At 73.7% G+C, this 15,155-nt stretch carries 15 protein-coding genes; 10 read left to right on the top strand and 5 right to left on the bottom strand.

Features of this window, described 5'->3' with window-relative positions; genetic code table 11:
• The first annotated feature begins 15 nt into the window (after positions 1-15).
• From priA to hisF, 6 genes are all read left to right on the top strand, one after another.
• Positions 16-744 carry a bifunctional 1-(5-phosphoribosyl)-5-((5-phosphoribosylamino)methylideneamino)imidazole-4-carboxamide isomerase/phosphoribosylanthranilate isomerase PriA gene (gene priA / locus ACIG87_RS08440; RefSeq protein WP_396849398.1) on the top strand — a complete coding sequence of 243 codons (729 nt, stop codon included), beginning with the start codon at positions 16-18 and terminating at the stop codon, positions 742-744.
• Positions 741-1,160, top strand: coding sequence for a RidA family protein (locus tag ACIG87_RS08435; RefSeq protein ID WP_396849397.1), 420 nt, complete (start codon positions 741-743; stop codon positions 1,158-1,160). Before priA ends, ACIG87_RS08435 begins: the two co-directional genes overlap by 4 nt.
• Positions 1,161-1,317: 157 nt before the next feature.
• Entirely contained in the window at positions 1,318-1,764 is a 447-nt protein-coding gene (locus ACIG87_RS08430; RefSeq protein WP_396849395.1) for a MarR family winged helix-turn-helix transcriptional regulator, read from the top strand.
• Between the two features lie 5 nt (positions 1,765-1,769).
• On the top strand, positions 1,770-2,201 hold the full coding sequence (locus tag ACIG87_RS08425; RefSeq protein ID WP_396849700.1) for an organic hydroperoxide resistance protein: 432 nt from the start codon (positions 1,770-1,772) through the stop codon (positions 2,199-2,201).
• Positions 2,202-2,248: 47 nt separating this feature from the next.
• Positions 2,249-3,247, top strand: coding sequence for an NADP-dependent oxidoreductase (locus tag ACIG87_RS08420; protein ID WP_396849393.1), 999 nt, complete (start codon positions 2,249-2,251; stop codon positions 3,245-3,247).
• Positions 3,248-3,350: 103 nt separating this feature from the next.
• Positions 3,351-4,118: an imidazole glycerol phosphate synthase subunit HisF gene (gene hisF, locus ACIG87_RS08415; RefSeq protein WP_396849392.1), complete on the top strand. Its 768-nt coding sequence runs from the start codon at positions 3,351-3,353 to the stop codon at positions 4,116-4,118.
• Between the two features lie 38 nt (positions 4,119-4,156).
• Here hisF and ACIG87_RS08410 read toward each other — a convergent pair whose 3' ends face one another.
• Positions 4,157-4,615, bottom strand: a complete 459-nt coding sequence (locus tag ACIG87_RS08410; RefSeq protein ID WP_396849390.1) for a hypothetical protein — start codon at positions 4,613-4,615, stop codon at positions 4,157-4,159.
• A 76-nt stretch (positions 4,616-4,691) separates the two neighbouring features.
• The gene (locus ACIG87_RS08405; RefSeq protein WP_396849388.1) at positions 4,692-5,444 is read right to left on the bottom strand and encodes a hypothetical protein; all 753 of its coding nucleotides are present in this window, start codon (positions 5,442-5,444) and stop codon (positions 4,692-4,694) included.
• 58 nt (positions 5,445-5,502) lie between these two features.
• On the opposite strand from ACIG87_RS08405, the gene ACIG87_RS08400 reads away from it, so the two are divergent.
• The gene (locus ACIG87_RS08400) at positions 5,503-6,963 is read left to right on the top strand and encodes a PLP-dependent aminotransferase family protein (protein WP_396849387.1); all 1,461 of its coding nucleotides are present in this window, start codon (positions 5,503-5,505) and stop codon (positions 6,961-6,963) included.
• Between the two features lie 78 nt (positions 6,964-7,041).
• Here the strand turns inward: ACIG87_RS08400 and ACIG87_RS08395 are convergent, their stop codons facing one another.
• Together ACIG87_RS08395 and ACIG87_RS08390 are read right to left on the bottom strand one after the other, a co-directional pair.
• Entirely contained in the window at positions 7,042-8,868 is a 1,827-nt protein-coding gene (locus ACIG87_RS08395; protein ID WP_396849386.1) for an AMP-dependent synthetase/ligase, read from the bottom strand.
• 189 nt (positions 8,869-9,057) lie between these two features.
• On the bottom strand, positions 9,058-9,687 hold the full coding sequence (locus ACIG87_RS08390; RefSeq protein WP_396849384.1) for a TIGR03085 family metal-binding protein: 630 nt from the start codon (positions 9,685-9,687) through the stop codon (positions 9,058-9,060).
• 166 nt (positions 9,688-9,853) lie between these two features.
• Between ACIG87_RS08390 and ACIG87_RS08385 the strand changes: the two genes are divergently transcribed.
• Both ACIG87_RS08385 and ACIG87_RS08380 read left to right on the top strand, forming a co-directional pair.
• The gene (locus ACIG87_RS08385; RefSeq protein ID WP_396849382.1) at positions 9,854-11,728 is read left to right on the top strand and encodes an ABC transporter ATP-binding protein; all 1,875 of its coding nucleotides are present in this window, start codon (positions 9,854-9,856) and stop codon (positions 11,726-11,728) included.
• A 115-nt stretch (positions 11,729-11,843) separates the two neighbouring features.
• Positions 11,844-13,631: an ABC transporter ATP-binding protein gene (locus tag ACIG87_RS08380; RefSeq protein WP_396849380.1), complete on the top strand. Its 1,788-nt coding sequence runs from the start codon at positions 11,844-11,846 to the stop codon at positions 13,629-13,631.
• Between the two features lie 58 nt (positions 13,632-13,689).
• Here ACIG87_RS08380 and rpsD read toward each other — a convergent pair whose 3' ends face one another.
• Positions 13,690-14,301, bottom strand: a complete 612-nt coding sequence (rpsD, locus tag ACIG87_RS08375; protein WP_396849379.1) for a 30S ribosomal protein S4 — start codon at positions 14,299-14,301, stop codon at positions 13,690-13,692.
• 69 nt (positions 14,302-14,370) lie between these two features.
• Here rpsD and ACIG87_RS08370 point away from each other — a divergent pair, with 69 nt between their 5' ends.
• A complete protein-coding gene (locus ACIG87_RS08370; protein ID WP_396849377.1) occupies positions 14,371-15,147 on the top strand; it encodes a DUF2470 domain-containing protein in 777 nt (258 codons plus the stop codon).
• Positions 15,148-15,155: the final 8 nt, after the last annotated feature.

Below are 15,155 nucleotides of genomic sequence, written 5' to 3'. Positions count from 1 at the left end.
ACGAGGAGTAGGAACTTGAGCTTGACCCTGTTGCCCGCCGTGGACGTCGCCGACGGCCAGGCCGTCCGGCTCGTGCAGGGCGCCGCCGGCAGCGAGACCGCGTACGGCGACCCGCTCGACGCGGCGCTGGCCTGGCAGAACGACGGCGCGGAGTGGATCCACCTGGTCGACCTGGACGCGGCCTTCGGCCGGGGCTCCAACGCCGCCCTCCTCGCCGAGCTGGTCGGCAAGCTGGACGTGCGGGTGGAACTCTCCGGCGGCATCCGGGACGACGCGTCGCTGCGCGCCGCGCTCGGCACCGGGGCGGCCCGGGTGAACATCGGCACCGCCGCCCTGGAGGACCCGCAGTGGTGTGACCGGATCTGCGGCGAGTACGGCGACCGGGTGGCGATCGGCCTGGACGTGCGGGGCCGTACCCTCTCGGCGCGCGGCTGGACCCGCGACGGCGGTGACCTGTGGGAGGTGCTGGACCGGCTGAACGCGGCCGGCGCGTCCCGGTACGTGGTGACCGACATCACCAAGGACGGCACGATGCGCGGGCCGAACCTGGACCTGCTGGGCGAGGTGTGCGCCCGTACCGATGCCCCGGTGATCGCCTCCGGCGGCGTCTCGACCCTGGAGGACCTGCGCGCCCTGGCGACCCTGGAGCCGGCCGGCGTGGAGGGCGTGATCGCCGGCAAGGCGCTCTACGCGGGCGCGTTCACGGTGGCCGAGGCGCTGGCCACGCTCCGGGCCGCCGGGTGACCGACGCCGGGCTGCCGCCGGGGGACGCGACCGTCACCCGGCTCGGCTCGGGTGGCCCGTGGGAGGCCGTGTACGGCTACTCCCGGGTGGTGCGGGCCGGTCGGTCGGCCTGGACGGCCGGCTGCACGTCGACCGTCGACGGGGTGGTGACGCACGTCGGCGACGCCGCCGCGCAGACCGCCCAGGCGTTGCGGATCGGCCTGGCCGCCCTGGCCGAGGTGGGCGCGACCGCCACCGACGTGGTGCGGACCCGGATGTACGTGACCGACCGGTGCTACGCCGACGAGGTCGGCCGGGCCCACAACGCCGTCTTCGGCGCGATCCGGCCCGCCGCCACCATGGTCGTCGTCGCCGGCCTGCTCGACCCGGAGCACCTGGTGGAGGTCGAACTGGAAGCCCACCTGCCCCCGTCCTGACGCCCGCTCGCCCGCTCGCCCGCTCGCCCGCTCCCGGCTCCCGGCCGGGTCCGTCCCGGCCGAGGCGGGCCGGCGGAAGCCGGGGTGGGCAGGGAGACGGCGGTCACGATCGCGCAGATCAGTTGTGCCCAATTGAATTGGGGGCTATGTTTTCGGGGTGGGTGAGAATCTGGTGCTGCGTCGGCAGGTGTGCTTCGCGCTGTACGCGGCGTCCCGCGCGCTCACCGACGTGTACCGGCCCATCCTCGACGAGTTCGGGCTGACCTACCCGCAGTACCTGGTGCTGCTGGTGCTCTGGGAGCGCGGCGACGATCCACCCACGGTCTCCGAGCTGGGCGCCGCGCTGCGGCTCGACTCCGGCACGCTCTCCCCGCTGCTCAAGCGGTTGGCGGCGGCGGGCCTGGTGGTCCGCACCCGCTCCGCGGCCGACGAGCGGCGGGTGCAGGTGGGGTTGACCGCCGACGGCGCGGCCCTACGCCAGCGGATGACCGACGTGCCGCTGCGGGTGGCGTGCGCCACCGGCCTCGACGAGGCCGAGCTGGTCGCGCTGCGCGACACCCTCACCCGGGTCACCGAGACGATCCACCGACAGAAGGAGCAGTGATTCTGATGCAGGTGCTCTACACCGCGTCCGCGACGGCCACCGGCGACGGCCGCGACGGCCATGTCCGTACCTCCGACGCCACCGTCGACCTCGACCTGGCCATCCCGAAGGAGATGGGTGGCGCCGGCGGCGCGGCCAACCCCGAGCAGCTCTTCGCCGCCGGCTACGCGGCCTGCTTCCACTCCGCGCTGCGGCTGGTCGCCCGCCGGGCCAAGGCGGACGTCGCCGGCTCGGTCGTCGAGGCCGAGGTCGGCATCGGCGCGAACGGCAGCGGCGGCTTCGGCCTGGCCGTCACCCTCGTGGTGGACCTGCCGGCCGTCGAGCGCTCGGCCGCCCAGCAGCTGGTCGAGGCCGCCCACCAGGTCTGCCCCTACTCGAACGCCACCCGGGGCAACATCGAGGTCACCCTCACCGTGCGCGAGGCCGCCGCGGCCTGAGCGCCGCACCGGGCCACCCGTCATCGCGTACGAGAGGACGACACCGTATGAGCAGCAACCGTGAGATCCACCTGGCCTCCCGCCCGCAGGGCTGGCCGACCGCCGACAACTTCCGCCTGGTCAGCACCGAGGTGCCGACCCCGGGCCCGGGGCAGATCGTGGTCCGCAACCAGTTCGTCTCGGTCGACCCGTACATGCGCGGCCGGATGAACGACGCCAAGTCCTACGTGCCGCCGTTCGCCCTCGACGCGCCGCTCGACGGCGGCGCGATCGGCGAGGTGGTGGCCGGTGGGGCCGACGGGATCAGCGTCGGCGACACCGTCCTGCACGGGCTCGGCTGGCGCGAGTACGCGCTGCTCGACGCCAGGTCCGCCCGCCGGGTCGACCCGACCCTCGCCCCGGTCAGCGCCTACCTGGGCGTGCTCGGGATGACCGGGCTGACCGCGTACGCCGGCCTGCTCGACGTGGCGGCCATGCAGCCGGGGGAGACCGTCTTCGTCTCCGGCGCGGCCGGCGCGGTGGGCAGCATGGTCGGCCAGATCGCCAAGCTCAAGGGCGCCGGCCGGGTGGTCGGCAGCGCCGGCTCGCCGGCCAAGGTGCAGCGGTTGACGGCGCTTGGCTTCGACGCCGCCTTCGACTACCACGACGGCCCGGTACGCGACGCGCTGAAGGCCGCCGCCCCGGACGGGATCGACGTCTACTTCGACAACGTCGGCGGCGAGCACCTGGAGGCCGCCATCAGCGCGATGAACCTGCACGGCCGGGCCGCCATCTGCGGCATGATCGCGCAGTACAACTCGGCCGAGCCGCCGGCCGCGCCGCGCAACCTGGCGCTGGTCATCGGCAAGCGGCTCACCCTGCGCGGTTTCCTGGTCGGCGACCACGGCGACCTGCGTGACCAGTTCGTCGCCGAGGTGGCCGGCTGGCTGCGCGAGGGCACGCTCTCCTACGACGAGACGATCGTCGACGGCATCGAGAACGCCCCCGAGGCGTTCCTCGGCCTGCTGCGCGGCGAAAACCTCGGCAAGATGCTGGTCCGGGTCTGAGCAACGCCCCGCCGCCCCTCGGGCAGGGATGGGCCTTCCGCTGTGCCGGTGGCCGGCCGCACAGGCCGGTCCCCGGCACAGCGGCGTTGGATAGGCTCAGCACATGACGGTGGCGGTACGGGTGATTCCGTGTCTGGACGTGGACGCTGGTCGGGTGGTCAAGGGGGTCAACTTCCTCGACCTGCGCGACGCCGGTGACCCGGTGGCGCTGGCGGCGGCGTACGACCGGGCCGGCGCGGACGAGTTGACCTTCCTGGACGTCACCGCCTCCTCCAGCGACCGGGGCACGATGCTCGACGTGGTGCGCCGTACCGCCGAGTCGGTCTTCATCCCGCTCACCGTCGGCGGGGGCGTCCGTCAGGTCGCCGACGTGGACACCCTGCTGCGCGCCGGGGCCGACAAGGTGGGCGTGAACACCGCCGCCATCGCCCGCCCCGAGCTGATCGCCGAGATCGCCGACCGGTTCGGCCGGCAGGTGCTGGTGCTCTCGCTGGACGTCCGCCGCGCCCCGGCCGGCACCACGCCCAGTGGCTTCGAGGTGACCACCCACGGTGGTCGCCGGGGCACCGGGATGGACGCGGTCGAATGGGCGGCGCGCGCCGCCGAGCTGGGCGCGGGGGAGATCCTGCTCAACTCGATGGACGCCGACGGCACCAAGGCCGGCTTCGACCTGACCCTGATCGAGGCGGTCCGGGCGGTGGTCGACGTGCCGGTGATCGCCAGCGGCGGCGCCGGCCAGGTGGCGCACTTTCCCCCCGCGATCGGCGCGGGTGCCGACGCGGTCCTCGCCGCCAGCGTCTTCCACTTCGGTGAGCTGACCGTCGGCGAGGTCAAGGACGCCCTGCGCGAGGCCGGCCACCCGGTCCGCTGACCGCGCCCCGCGCGCTCCCACCGCGCGGCCGACGTGGCTCAGCGACCGCTCTGCCCCTCCGGGGAGCGGCGCGGGGCCGGAATCGACCGGACCACGTACTCCTGCACGGCGGCGGCGTGGTCCTCCTCCGGCAGGTGCCACTGCGCACTGCCCGGGGCGTGTCGCCGGACGAGCACCCCCTGGACGCTGTCGACCGTGCCGCCGACCCCGGCCCGGGGCCGGGTACGCCAGAGCTGCTCCCCGTCGGCGGTGATCCGGAACCAGCCGTCGGAGACGGTGACCAGCCCCGCGCCGACCAGCCGCTGGACCGCTGTCTCCACGTCGTGCCGTTCGGGTATCGCCTGGTTGAGGTGGTCGGCGGTGGACAACACATCAGTGAGCCGAACCCCCTCCGGACGCCGGGAATCCACCGCCCGCCGGTGTCGTCCGGCGCCGCTGGCGATCACCAGTGACACGAAAATCCAGGCGTCCGTCCAGCGCCACGCGTTCTCCCCCATGCACGAATGATGCCTGTAGGTGTCCGCTGAGGAAACACCTACTTTGCTCCTGTCGTGTCAGCGCAGCTCAGCGTGGTCACCCCGAGGCCCCGGAAAGCGGTTCGGCGCGGCGCGGTTCGGTGCGGGTCGGTTCGGTGGGGCTCGGCTCGGCAGGGCTCGGTTCCGTGGGGCTAGGTTCCGTGGGGGTCGGTTCCGTGGGGAGCGGTTCGGCAGGGGTCGGTTCCGCCGGGACGGCGAAGCGCGGGATGAAGAACTGGGCCAGCGGGCCGATGCCGAGCGCGTACGCGACGGTGCCGACGCCCACCGTGCCGCCGAGCAGCCAGCCCAGGGCCAGCACGACGACCTCGATGACGGTGCGGACCAGTCGGACCGAGCGTCCCGGCCGGCGGGCGACGTAGCCGGTCATCAGGCCGTCGCGGGGGCCGGGGCCGAGCCGGGCGCCGAGGTAGAGGCCGGTGGCGGCGCCGTTGGCGACGATGCCGCCGAGCAGCAGGCCGATCCGGGCGGGCAGCGGCAGACCGGCCGGCAGCAGGGCCACCGTGGCGTCCACCACCAGCCCGACCACCACCACGTTGCTGACCGTGCCGAGCCCCGGGCGTTGTCGCAGGGGAATCCAGAGCAGCAGCACCACCGCCCCGACCGCGATGGTGACGGTGCCGAACGACAGGCCGGTCTGCCGGGCCAACCCCTGGTGGAAGACGTCCCACGGGTCCAGCCCGAGCCCGGAGCGGATCATCATGGCCATGCTGACCCCGTAGAGGACCAGCCCGGCGTAGAGCTGGGTGAGCCGTCGGCCGGGACGGTGCCGGAGATTGCCAATCGGAGCCATGCATGCCACCCTAGGGTCCAATAAGACCCAGAGAAGAGCCAATTCCGAAGGGGTGGCCGTGACCAGCCAGGTGCGAGGGGTCCAATTGGCCCGGTTGCTCGGGCAGTGGCATGCGCTTCCGGGCCGTCGCCGCAGCCCCGACTACGCCGCGCTCGCCGCCGCCGTCCGTGGCCTGCTCGCCGACGGCCGGCTCCCCCTGGGGGTACGCCTGCCGGCCGAGCGGGAGCTGGCCGAGGCGCTGCGGATCAGCCGTACCACGGTCACCGCCGCCTACCGGCAGTTGCGGGAGACCGGCCACCTGGCCAGCCGGCGCGGCGCCGGGAGTTGGACCATGCTGCCCGGCACCCACCGGGTGGCCAGCACCGGCCTGTGGACCCCGCTGGACGACCGCGACATGATCGATCTCGGGGTGGCCGCGCTGGCCGCCCCGCCCGAGCTGGTGCCGGCCGCCCGCGCCGCCGTGGAGGATCTGCCGCGTTACCTGTCCGGCGCGGGCTACCACCCGACCGGGATCATCGAGCTGCGCGAGGCGGTCGCCCGGACGTACACCGAGCGAGGGTTGCCCACCAGCGCCGAGCAGATCATGGTCACCAGCGGCACCCAGCATGCTCTGGACCTGGTGCTGCGGTTGGCCCTCGCGCCCGGCGGGAACGTCCTGGTGGAGTCGCCCACCTATCCGAACGCGCTCGCCGCGCTGGCCGCCCGGCGGGCCCGGATCAGCACCCACGGCCTCGCCGTCGACGGGGTCGGCTGGGACGCCGACCTGCTGCTGGGCAGTGTCCGGCAGACCCGGCCCAAACTGGCGTACCTGATTCCCGAGTTCCAGAACCCGACCGGCCACCTGATGCCCGCCGAGCTGCGGGAACGGCTGGTCGCCACCGCCCACGCCGCCGGCACCGACCTGGTCGTCGACGAGTCCTTCGTGGACCTGCCGCTGGACGGCACACCGCTGCCCCCGCCGACCGCCGTCTTCGACCGGCACTCCCGGGTGATCTCCATCGGCGGGATGAGCAAGCCGTACTGGGGTGGCCTGCGGATCGGTTGGGTACGCGCCTCCGCCCCACAGGTGCAGCGGCTGGCCGCCGCCCGGGTCGGGGTGGACATGGCCAGCCCGGTGCTCGACCAACTGGTGGCGGTCCACCTGCTCGACCGGGCCCCGGCCATCGTCGCGGCCCGTCGCACCCAGCTCGCCACCCAGCGGGACGCCCTGCTCGACGTGCTCGCGCAGCAACTGCCGGACTGGCGGGTCGGCGTGCCGCGCGGCGGCGTCACCCTCTGGGTCGAGCTGGACGGCCCGATCTCCAGCGCCCTGGCCAGGGCGGCCGAGGAGGTCGGCGTACGGCTGGCGCCCGGCCCCCGGTTCGGCCTGGACGGCACCCTGGAACGCTTCCTGCGCCTGCCCTTCACCCTGCCCGCCGAGGACCTGGTGGAGGCGGTCGGGCGGCTGGCCGCGATCCGCTACGACCTCGACCGGGGTGCCGGCCGCCCGCGCTGGCGGGAACCGGCCGTCATCACCTGACGGGGGGACTGCCGCTCCGCACGGCCGGCGGCCGTGTCCCGGGACGGGAGGACACGGACGCCGGCCGTGCGGAGCGGATCAGATCTCGGCCAGGCTGCCCGCGTACATCTTGTCGATCTCGGCGGCGAAGTTGGTCTCCACCCCGCGTCGCTTGATCTTCAGCGACGGGGTCATCTCGCCGTCCTCGATGGTCAGGTCGCGGGGCAGGATGGTGACCTTCTTGATCGTCTCCCAGCGGTTGAGCTTGGCGTTGAGCTGGGCGACGTGCTCCTCGACCATGGTCCGGGCCTCGGGCGAGGCGACGATCTCGGCGTAGTCGCGCCCCTCGAGCGGGCCGCCCGTCGCCCAACCCCGGATCGCGTCCGGGTCCAGGCTGACCAGCATGGTGCAGTAGTTGCGGGCCTGGCCGATCACGATCGCCTGCGAGGTGTACGGGCAGATCGCCTTGAACATGCCCTCGATGTGCGACGGCGCGACGTACTTGCCGCCGGAGGTCTTGACCAGGTCCTTCTTCCGGTCGGTGATGCGCAGGTAGCCGTCGTCGTCGAGGCTGCCGATGTCACCGGTGCGGAAGAAGCCGTCCTCGGTGAACGCGGCAGTCGTCTCCTCGGGCAGGTTGTGGTAGCCGCGCATCACCGGCCGGCCCCGGACCAGGATCTCGCCATCGGTGTCGATCCGGCACTCCAGGTCGCCCATCGCCCGCCCCACCGTGCCGATCCGCAGCCCGTCGGGCGGGTTGACGAAGTTGCCGGCGCTGGTCTCGGTGAGGCCGTACCCCTCGGAGATGGGCAGGTTCGCCGCGGCGAAGAAGGTGGCGATCTCCGCGCTCAGCGGGGCCGCACCGGAGACGAGCACCCGGATGCGCCCGCCGAGACGGGCCTGGAGCTTGCTGAACACCAGCTTCTCGGCCACCGCGTACCTGAGCCTCAGGCCACCCGGCACCGGCCGGCCGGCCTGCTCCAGCGCGACCTTCTCCTTGCCGACCGCGACGCCCCAGGCGAAGATCTTCGCCTTGACGCCGCCGGCGCCCTGCGCGGTGGTGACCGCCTTGTTGTAGACCTTCTCGTAGACCCGGGGCGCCCCGCACATCAGCGTCGGCCGGATCACCGCGAGCATGTCGACGAGCTTGTCCACCCGGCCGTCGACGTAGGTGGGCAGGCCGACGTGCGTCGAGCCGCAGAGCAGCGTCTTGCCGAACGAGTGGGACAGCGGCAGCCACAGGTACTGCACGTCGTCGTCGCGCAGCAGACCCGTCTCGGCCTGCACCACCCCTTCCCAGCACCAGCCGCCGTGCAGCAGCTCGACCCCCTTCGGTCGGCCGGTGGTGCCCGAGGTGTAGATCAACGTGGCCAGGTGCTCCGGGCCGACCGGGGCGACCAGCCGGTCGACCAGGTCGGGCTCGGCGGCGAGCGCCCGCGTGCCCTGCTCCTCGAGCTCGGCGAGGGTGAGCTGGGGTACCGCGGCGGCCGGGTCGGGGACGCCGTCGAAGAGGACCACGTGGGTCAGCGAGGGCAACTGCGCGCCGGCGATCTTCGCCGCCTGGGCCGGGTTCTCCGCGAACAACACCCGGGAGCCGGAGTCGGCGATGATGTACGTCGCGTCCTGCGGCTCGGTGGTGGGGTAGACGGTGGTGGTCGCCCCGCCCGCGCACATGATGCCGAAATCGGCGATGATCCAGTCCAGCCGGGTGTTGGCCAGGATCGCCACCGGGTCCTCCAGCCCGACCCCGAGCCCGTGCAGGCCGGCAGCGACCGCGTCGGCCCGTCGGCCGACCTGCGCCCAGGTCAACCAGACCGGCCCGGAGTCGTCCGGCGCCGGGTGGGCGAAGGCGTGCTGATCGGGGGTCGCGGCCACCCGCTTGCGGAACATGTCGGGGATGGAGCGGTACGGGACATCGAGAGCCATCGCGGTAGCCGCCTTCAGGGGGTGGGTGACGTGACGGGGGTCACGTCGCTCTGCGGTTACCGAAGGGTATTGCCTGCACCGGGGCGTCGGCTAGCCCTCGTGCCTGTGAGGGGGCTGTGTTCCGCGCGGTGTGGCGGCCGTGCCGGCCCGGCGACGTCGCGGGTGGGTGGGCGGCGACGGGCGGGCCGCTCACAGCCCCAGTGGGGCGGTGCGCAGCCGTTCGGTCAGCGCCGGCGGGCCGTCGATCTGGACCCGGGCCACCCGCTGCCGGCCGGAGAGGAACAGCACCAGCTCACCGGGGGAGCCGACCAGTCGTACCCGGTCGCCGCCCCGGCCGCCGGTCAGCTCACCGTGGCCGGGAGCCTGCACCAGCAGGTTCGCCGGGAACCGTCGGGTCCGGGTCCGGGCCAGCAGGGTGACCGGCTTCCACAGCCGGGCGGCCAGCCCGGCCGGGAGGTCCCGGGGCCGCCAACCCGACCGGGCCCGCCGGACGTCCTCGTGGTGGATGAAGAACTCCATCGTGTTGACCAGCTCGTCGGTGAGCGGGTTGCTGACCGGGCTCCACAGCGGGGCGCGACGTACCTGCCCGACCAGCTCCGGCCAGGGTCGGGCGGCGACCCGCAGCCGCACCCGCTCGGCGTACCCGTGCAGCGGTGGCAGCATGATCCCGCCGGCGGCGTCCGGGCGGCGCTCCCGCACCACCAGGTGGGCGGCGAGATCCCGGGCGGTCCACCCCTCGTTGAGCGTCGGGGCGTCCGGGCCCACTTCCAGCATCAGGTCGGCGAGCGCCTCGCGCTCCGCTCGGGCGTACCGCGGCATGCAGCGATCGTAGGTCGGCGAGCCGTCGTCGGCGCGTCGAGCGTCCCGCCGCGTCGACCGGCGATCCGGTTGGCGACGTGACGGTGGCCATATGACGCCGGGCGGCGGAGGTGGCTGCGACCGGTAAGGATAAGGGAGATAATTGCGGCTTACGGCGGGGGAGAGCGTGGCGAGCGGGACGAGTCGGGACGTGATCCAGCGAGGGCTGTCGGTCCTCGGCCGGGCGATCCGGGAACAACCGCGCATCTTTGCGGTGGCGGTCGCCGGCAGCGTGCTCTTCGGCGGGCTGGTGATCGTCAGCGCGTACGTGGTCGGCGCGGTCGTCGGCGACGTGGTGGTGCCGGCGGTCGAGAACGGCGCGGTCGGCACCGGCACACTGGCCCTGGCCGCCGTGGCGCTGTTCGGGATCAGCGTGCTGCGGGTGGTCGGCATCTTCGGCCGGCGACTCGGCGCCGGCTACATGCAGTTCCGCCTGCAGGCCGCCTACCGCCGCCGGGTGACCCGCCGCTACCTGGAGCTGCCGCTGTCCTGGCACCACCGCAACGCCACCGGCACGCTGCTGTCCAACGCCAACTCCGACGTCGAGGCGGCCTGGTACCCGATCGCGCCACTGCCGTTCGCGGTCGGCACGCTGGTGATGCTGGTCGGCGCGGTCGGCTCGCTCTTCCTCACCGACTGGGCGCTCGCCCTGGTCGGACTGGCCGTGTTCCCCGCCCTGTTCGCGCTCAACGTGGTCTACTCACGCCGGATGGCCCCCCGCCAGGCCCTCGCGCAGCGGTTGCGGGCCGAGGTCAGCGGCATCGCCCACGAGAGCTTCGACGGCGCCCTGGTGGTCAAGACCATGGGCCGGGAGGCCCAGGAGACCGCCCGGTTCGCCGGCCGTGCCCAGGAACTGCGGGACTCGCTGATCTCGGTCGGCCGGCTGCGGGGGGTGTTCGACCCGTTGCTGGAGACGCTGCCCAGCCTCGGCACCCTGGCCGTGCTCGTGGTCGGCACGATCCGGCTGCGGCAGGGCGCGATCACCGTCACCGAGCTGGTCAGCGTCGCCTTCCTCTTCACCGTGCTGGCCTTCCCGGTGCGGGCCATCGGCTGGGTGCTGGCCGAGCTGCCGCGCAGCGTGGCGGGCTGGGACCGGGTCAGCCGGGTGCTCGACGCCACCGGCGAGATGCCCTACGGGGACGTCACCCTCGACGGCGGCGGGGCTCCCGCCACCCTCGCCTTCGACGGCGTGCACTTCGGGTACGAGCCCGCCGAGGCGCACCTGCCCGGGGCGCAGGTGCTCGGCGAGGTCGCCTTCACCGTGCCGGCGGGACGGACGGTGGCGCTGGTCGGCCCGACCGGTGCCGGCAAGTCCACCATCGCCTCGCTGGCGGTCCGGCTGGTCGACCCGGACGCCGGCACGGTCACCCTGGACGGGGTGGACGTCCGGCAGCTCACCGCCGGGTCGCTCGCCTCGACCGCCGCCCTGGTCGCCCAGGTGCCGTTCGTCTTCGACGACACGGTCCGGGCCAACATCAGCCTGGACCGGCCGGGCATCGGCGACGACGACGTCTGGGCGGCGCTGCGGCTGGCCGAGGCGGACGGCTTCGTCGCGGCCCTTCCCGACGGTCTGGACACCATGGTCGGTGAGCGGGGCACCTCGCTCTCGGGCGGCCAGCGGCAACGGCTCACCCTCGCTCGGGCGTTGGCCGGTCGGCCCCGGCTGCTGGTGCTCGACGACGCCACCAGCGCGGTCGATCCCCGGGTCGAGGCCGCCATCCTGGCCGGGCTGCGCGCCCCGGCACCCGGGCAACACGCCGCCGCGTCGATCCTGGTGGTGGCGTACCGGCGGGCCACCATCGCGCTCGCCGACGAGGTGATCTACCTGGAACAGGGCCGGGTGCTGGCCCGGGGCACCCATACCGAGCTGCTGGCCACCGTGCCCGGCTACGTCGACCTGGTCACCGCCTACGAGCAGGCCGAGCAGGAACGCGAACAGAACCGGTCGTACGACGAGGTCCCCCCGTTGCCGTCGGGCCTGGAAATCGAGGTTGACCGGTGAGCGCGAGGAGTGCAGCGCAGCGGAGCCCCGCAGTCGCGAGCGAAGGGTGGGTGCGGTGAGCGCGAGGAGTGCAGCGCAGCGGAGCCCCGCAGTCGCGAAGGAAAGGCCGGCACCGGTGAGCGCGAGCGTGAGTGGTGGGGACGAGCGGGTCGAGGGGACCTGGCAGACGTTGCGGCGGGGGCTGGCGCTCTCGCCGGAGCTGCGTACCGGGCTGGCCGGCACGATCGCCCTGGCGCTGATCTACATGGTCGGCCGGGTGGCCGTGCCGGTCGCCGTGCAGCGCGGCATCGACCAGGGGATCGCCGTCCCCGGTGGCCCGGACCTCGGGGTGATCGTCACCGTGGTCACCGCCACCGCGGCGGTGCTGGTGGTCACCACCGCCTGCGGCTACCTGATGATGCGGCGACTCTTCACGGTCAGTGAGACCGCGCTGGCCAACGTCCGGACCAGGGCGTTCCGCCACGTGCACGACCTGTCCATGCTGCACCAGCAGTCGGAGCGGCGCGGTTCGCTGGTCTCCCGGGTGACCAGCGACGTCGACCAGATCACCCAGTTCCTCCAGTGGGGCGGGGTCATCCTCATCGTCAACCTGGGCCAGCTCGCGGTCACCACGGCGGTGATGGTGGCGTACTCCTGGCAGTTGACGCTGGTGGTGCTCGCCGCCTTCGCGCCGGCGGTGCTGGTGATCCGGCTGTTGCAGCGCCGGTTGGCCGGCGCCTACGGGGTGGTCCGGCAGCGGATGGGCACCCTGCTCGGCACGATCGCCGAGAGCGTGGTGGGTGCGCCGGTGATCCGGGCGTACGGGGTCTCCGGCCGGACGGCCCGGCGGCTGGACGCGGCGATCGAGGGGCAGCGGGTGGCCCAGCAGCGGGCCATCCGGATCAGCATCCTGGGCAGCTCCGTGGGGGAGTTGGCAGCCGGGGTGGCGCTGGCCGGGGTGGTGGTGGTCGGGGTGTCGCTCGGGGCGGACCGGACGTTGTCCGTCGGCCAGCTCACCGCGTTCCTGTTCCTGGTCACCCTCTTCATCCAGCCGGTGCAGATCGCCACCGAGGTGCTCAACGAGGCGCAGAACGCGATCGCCGGCTGGCGGCGGGTGCTCGACGTGCTGGACATCGCGCCGGATGTGGCCGACCCGGGGGAGCAGGGCCGGGAGTTGCCGGCGGGGCCGTTGGACATCCGCTTCGCCGACGTAACGTTCGCCTATCCGGGTGGGCCGCCGGTGCTGCACGGCATCGGTCTGGAGATCGCGGCGAAGAGCCGGGTGGCGGTGGTCGGTGAGACCGGCAGCGGCAAGACCACCTTCGCCAAGCTGCTCACCCGGCTGATGGACCCGACCGAGGGGCGGGTGCTGCTGTCCGGGGTGCCGCTGGACGAGGTGCGGTTCGATTCGCTGCGGTCGCGGGTGGTGATGGTGCCGCAGGACGGGTTCCTGTTCGACGCCACGGTCGGGGAGAACGTGCGCTTCGCCCGCCCCGAGCTGACCGACGCGGAGCTCACCGCCGCCTTCACCGAGCTGGGCCTGGCCGACTGGCTGGACGGCCTGCCGGCCGGTCTGGCCACCCCGGTGGGGGAGCGGGGGGAGGCGCTCAGCGTCGGGGAGCGGCAGTTGGTCGCGTTGGCCCGAGCGTACGTGGCGGATCCGGACCTGCTCGTCCTGGACGAGGCGACCAGCGCCGTCGACCCGGCCACCGAGGTGCGCCTGCAACGCACCCTGGACGCGGTGACCCGGGGCCGGACCACGCTGGCCATCGCGCACCGGCTCTCCACCGCGCAGGCCGCCGACGAGGTGGTGGTGGTGGACCGGGGCCGGATCGTGCAGCGCGGCCCGCACGACGAACTGCTCCGCGACCCCGACTCGGTCTACGGCCTGCTCTACGCCTCCTGGCTGGAGCAGACCCGCTAGCCGGCCAGCGCCCCTGGTGGGCTCCGGTCCGGCGCGGGCCGCGCCGGACCGGGGTCGCTCACCGGGAGTAGTACTCGACCACCAGTTGCTCCTCGCAGAGCACCGGCACCTCGGCGCGGGTCGGCTCGCGCAGCAGGGTGGCCCGCAGGCCGGTCAGGTCGACCGAGAGGTACGGCCTACCCGCCCCGTCCTCCGCGTTCGCGCCGGTGGCGGCGAGCTGGAACGGGGGCAGCTGCCGGCTGCGGTCCCGGACGGTGACGACCTGGCCCGGCCGTAGCCGGTACGAGGGCCGGTCGACCTTGCGGCCGTCGACGGTGAAGTGGCCGTGGGCGACGAGCTGGCGGGCCTGGTAGATGCTGCGGGCCAGGCCGGCGCGGTGCACCACCGCGTCGAGTCGGCGTTCCAGGAGCGCGACCAGTGTCTCGCCGGTCTTGCCGGCACCCCGGGCCGCCTCGTCGAAGGCCCGGCGTAGCTGCCCCTCGCTGACGTTGTACTGGTGCCGCAGGCGCTGCTTCTCCCGCAGTCGGACCTGGTAGTCGGAGGTCTTGCGCCGGCTGCGGCCGTGCACGCCCGGCGGGTAGGGGCGGCGTTCGAGGTACCGGACGCACTTGCGGGTCAACGGGATGCCGAGGGCGCGGGAGAGGCGGGCCTTGGGACGGGGATGGTTCACGGTGGACGTCTCCGCTCGGGTGCTCTACTGTGCGAGTTAGGTAAGCCTAACCTATATCGGAGGTGCCCCTTGGCCCCGAACCCCGCGGAGCTGATCCGTACGCTGGTGACCGGTCGGTTGCCCGGCCTGGTGCGCCTCGCCCACCGACCCGGGCCGTTCCACGTCCGGCACGCCACCGACCCGGAGGGGCGGGTGCTGCTGCTCGTACCCGTCTTCAGCGACCTCGCCGCCGAGTTGGACCCGGGTGCCGCCGACGACGTCGCCGTGGTGCTCGACGTGCTCGACCTGCCCCCGGCCGCCGGTGCGCCGTCGGCGGGCCGGGCCTGGGTCTCCGGCTGGGCGGTGCCGCTGCAGGGGGAACCGGCCCGGCACGCCGCCGCCGACTTCGCCGCCGTGGACCCCACCGGTGACCTGCTCGACGTCGGCACCCGCTTCCGGCTGCACCGCTTCGAGGTGGTCGAGGCCCGGCTGGAGGCCGCCGGCGTGGTGCACCGGGTCGACCCCGAGGAGTACGCCGCCGCCGAGCCGGACCCGCTGCACGTCGACGAGGCGGCGTTGCTGGCCGACCTCGCCGACCACCACGGGCCGGAGGTGGCCGCCTACCTGCGCCGCCGGCTCGATCTGACCGATGTGGAACCCCGGGTGGTACGCCTCGACCGCTACGGCCTGGTCGTGGCGTACGGCCGCCCCGGTGAGCGGCGTCGGGCCCGGTTGTCCTTCCCCCACCCGGTGGCCGACCGCGCCGAGCTCTCCCGCCTGCTCCACCCCATGCTCTGCCCCCACGCCACCCCCCACCCCCACCCCCACACCCCCCACCCCGCCCCCGGCCCCCGTCCGGCCCGGTGATCAAGAGG

Source organism: Micromonospora sp. NPDC051925, assembly GCF_044548625.1.
GTDB lineage: Bacteria > Actinomycetota > Actinomycetes > Mycobacteriales > Micromonosporaceae > Micromonospora.
Note: the sequence above shows the minus strand (reverse complement) of the source record. Positions and strands in the feature narration are given on the sequence as shown.

Bases quoted from the DNA above. Each gene is read 5' to 3' on its own strand.
- ACIG87_RS08425 (WP_396849700.1), top strand. From the start codon at position 1,770: ATGCAGGTGCTCTACACCGCGTCCGCGACGGCCACCGGCGACGGCCGC.
- ACIG87_RS08420 (WP_396849393.1), top strand. From the start codon at position 2,249: ATGAGCAGCAACCGTGAGATCCACCTGGCCTCCCGCCCGCAGGGCTGG.
- hisF (WP_396849392.1), top strand. From the start codon at position 3,351: ATGACGGTGGCGGTACGGGTGATTCCGTGTCTGGACGTGGACGCTGGT.
- ACIG87_RS08410 (WP_396849390.1), bottom strand. From the start codon at position 4,615: ATGGGGGAGAACGCGTGGCGCTGGACGGACGCCTGGATTTTCGTGTCA.
- ACIG87_RS08405 (WP_396849388.1), bottom strand. From the start codon at position 5,444: ATGGCTCCGATTGGCAATCTCCGGCACCGTCCCGGCCGACGGCTCACC.
- ACIG87_RS08395 (WP_396849386.1), bottom strand. From the start codon at position 8,868: ATGGCTCTCGATGTCCCGTACCGCTCCATCCCCGACATGTTCCGCAAG.
- ACIG87_RS08390 (WP_396849384.1), bottom strand. From the start codon at position 9,687: ATGCCGCGGTACGCCCGAGCGGAGCGCGAGGCGCTCGCCGACCTGATG.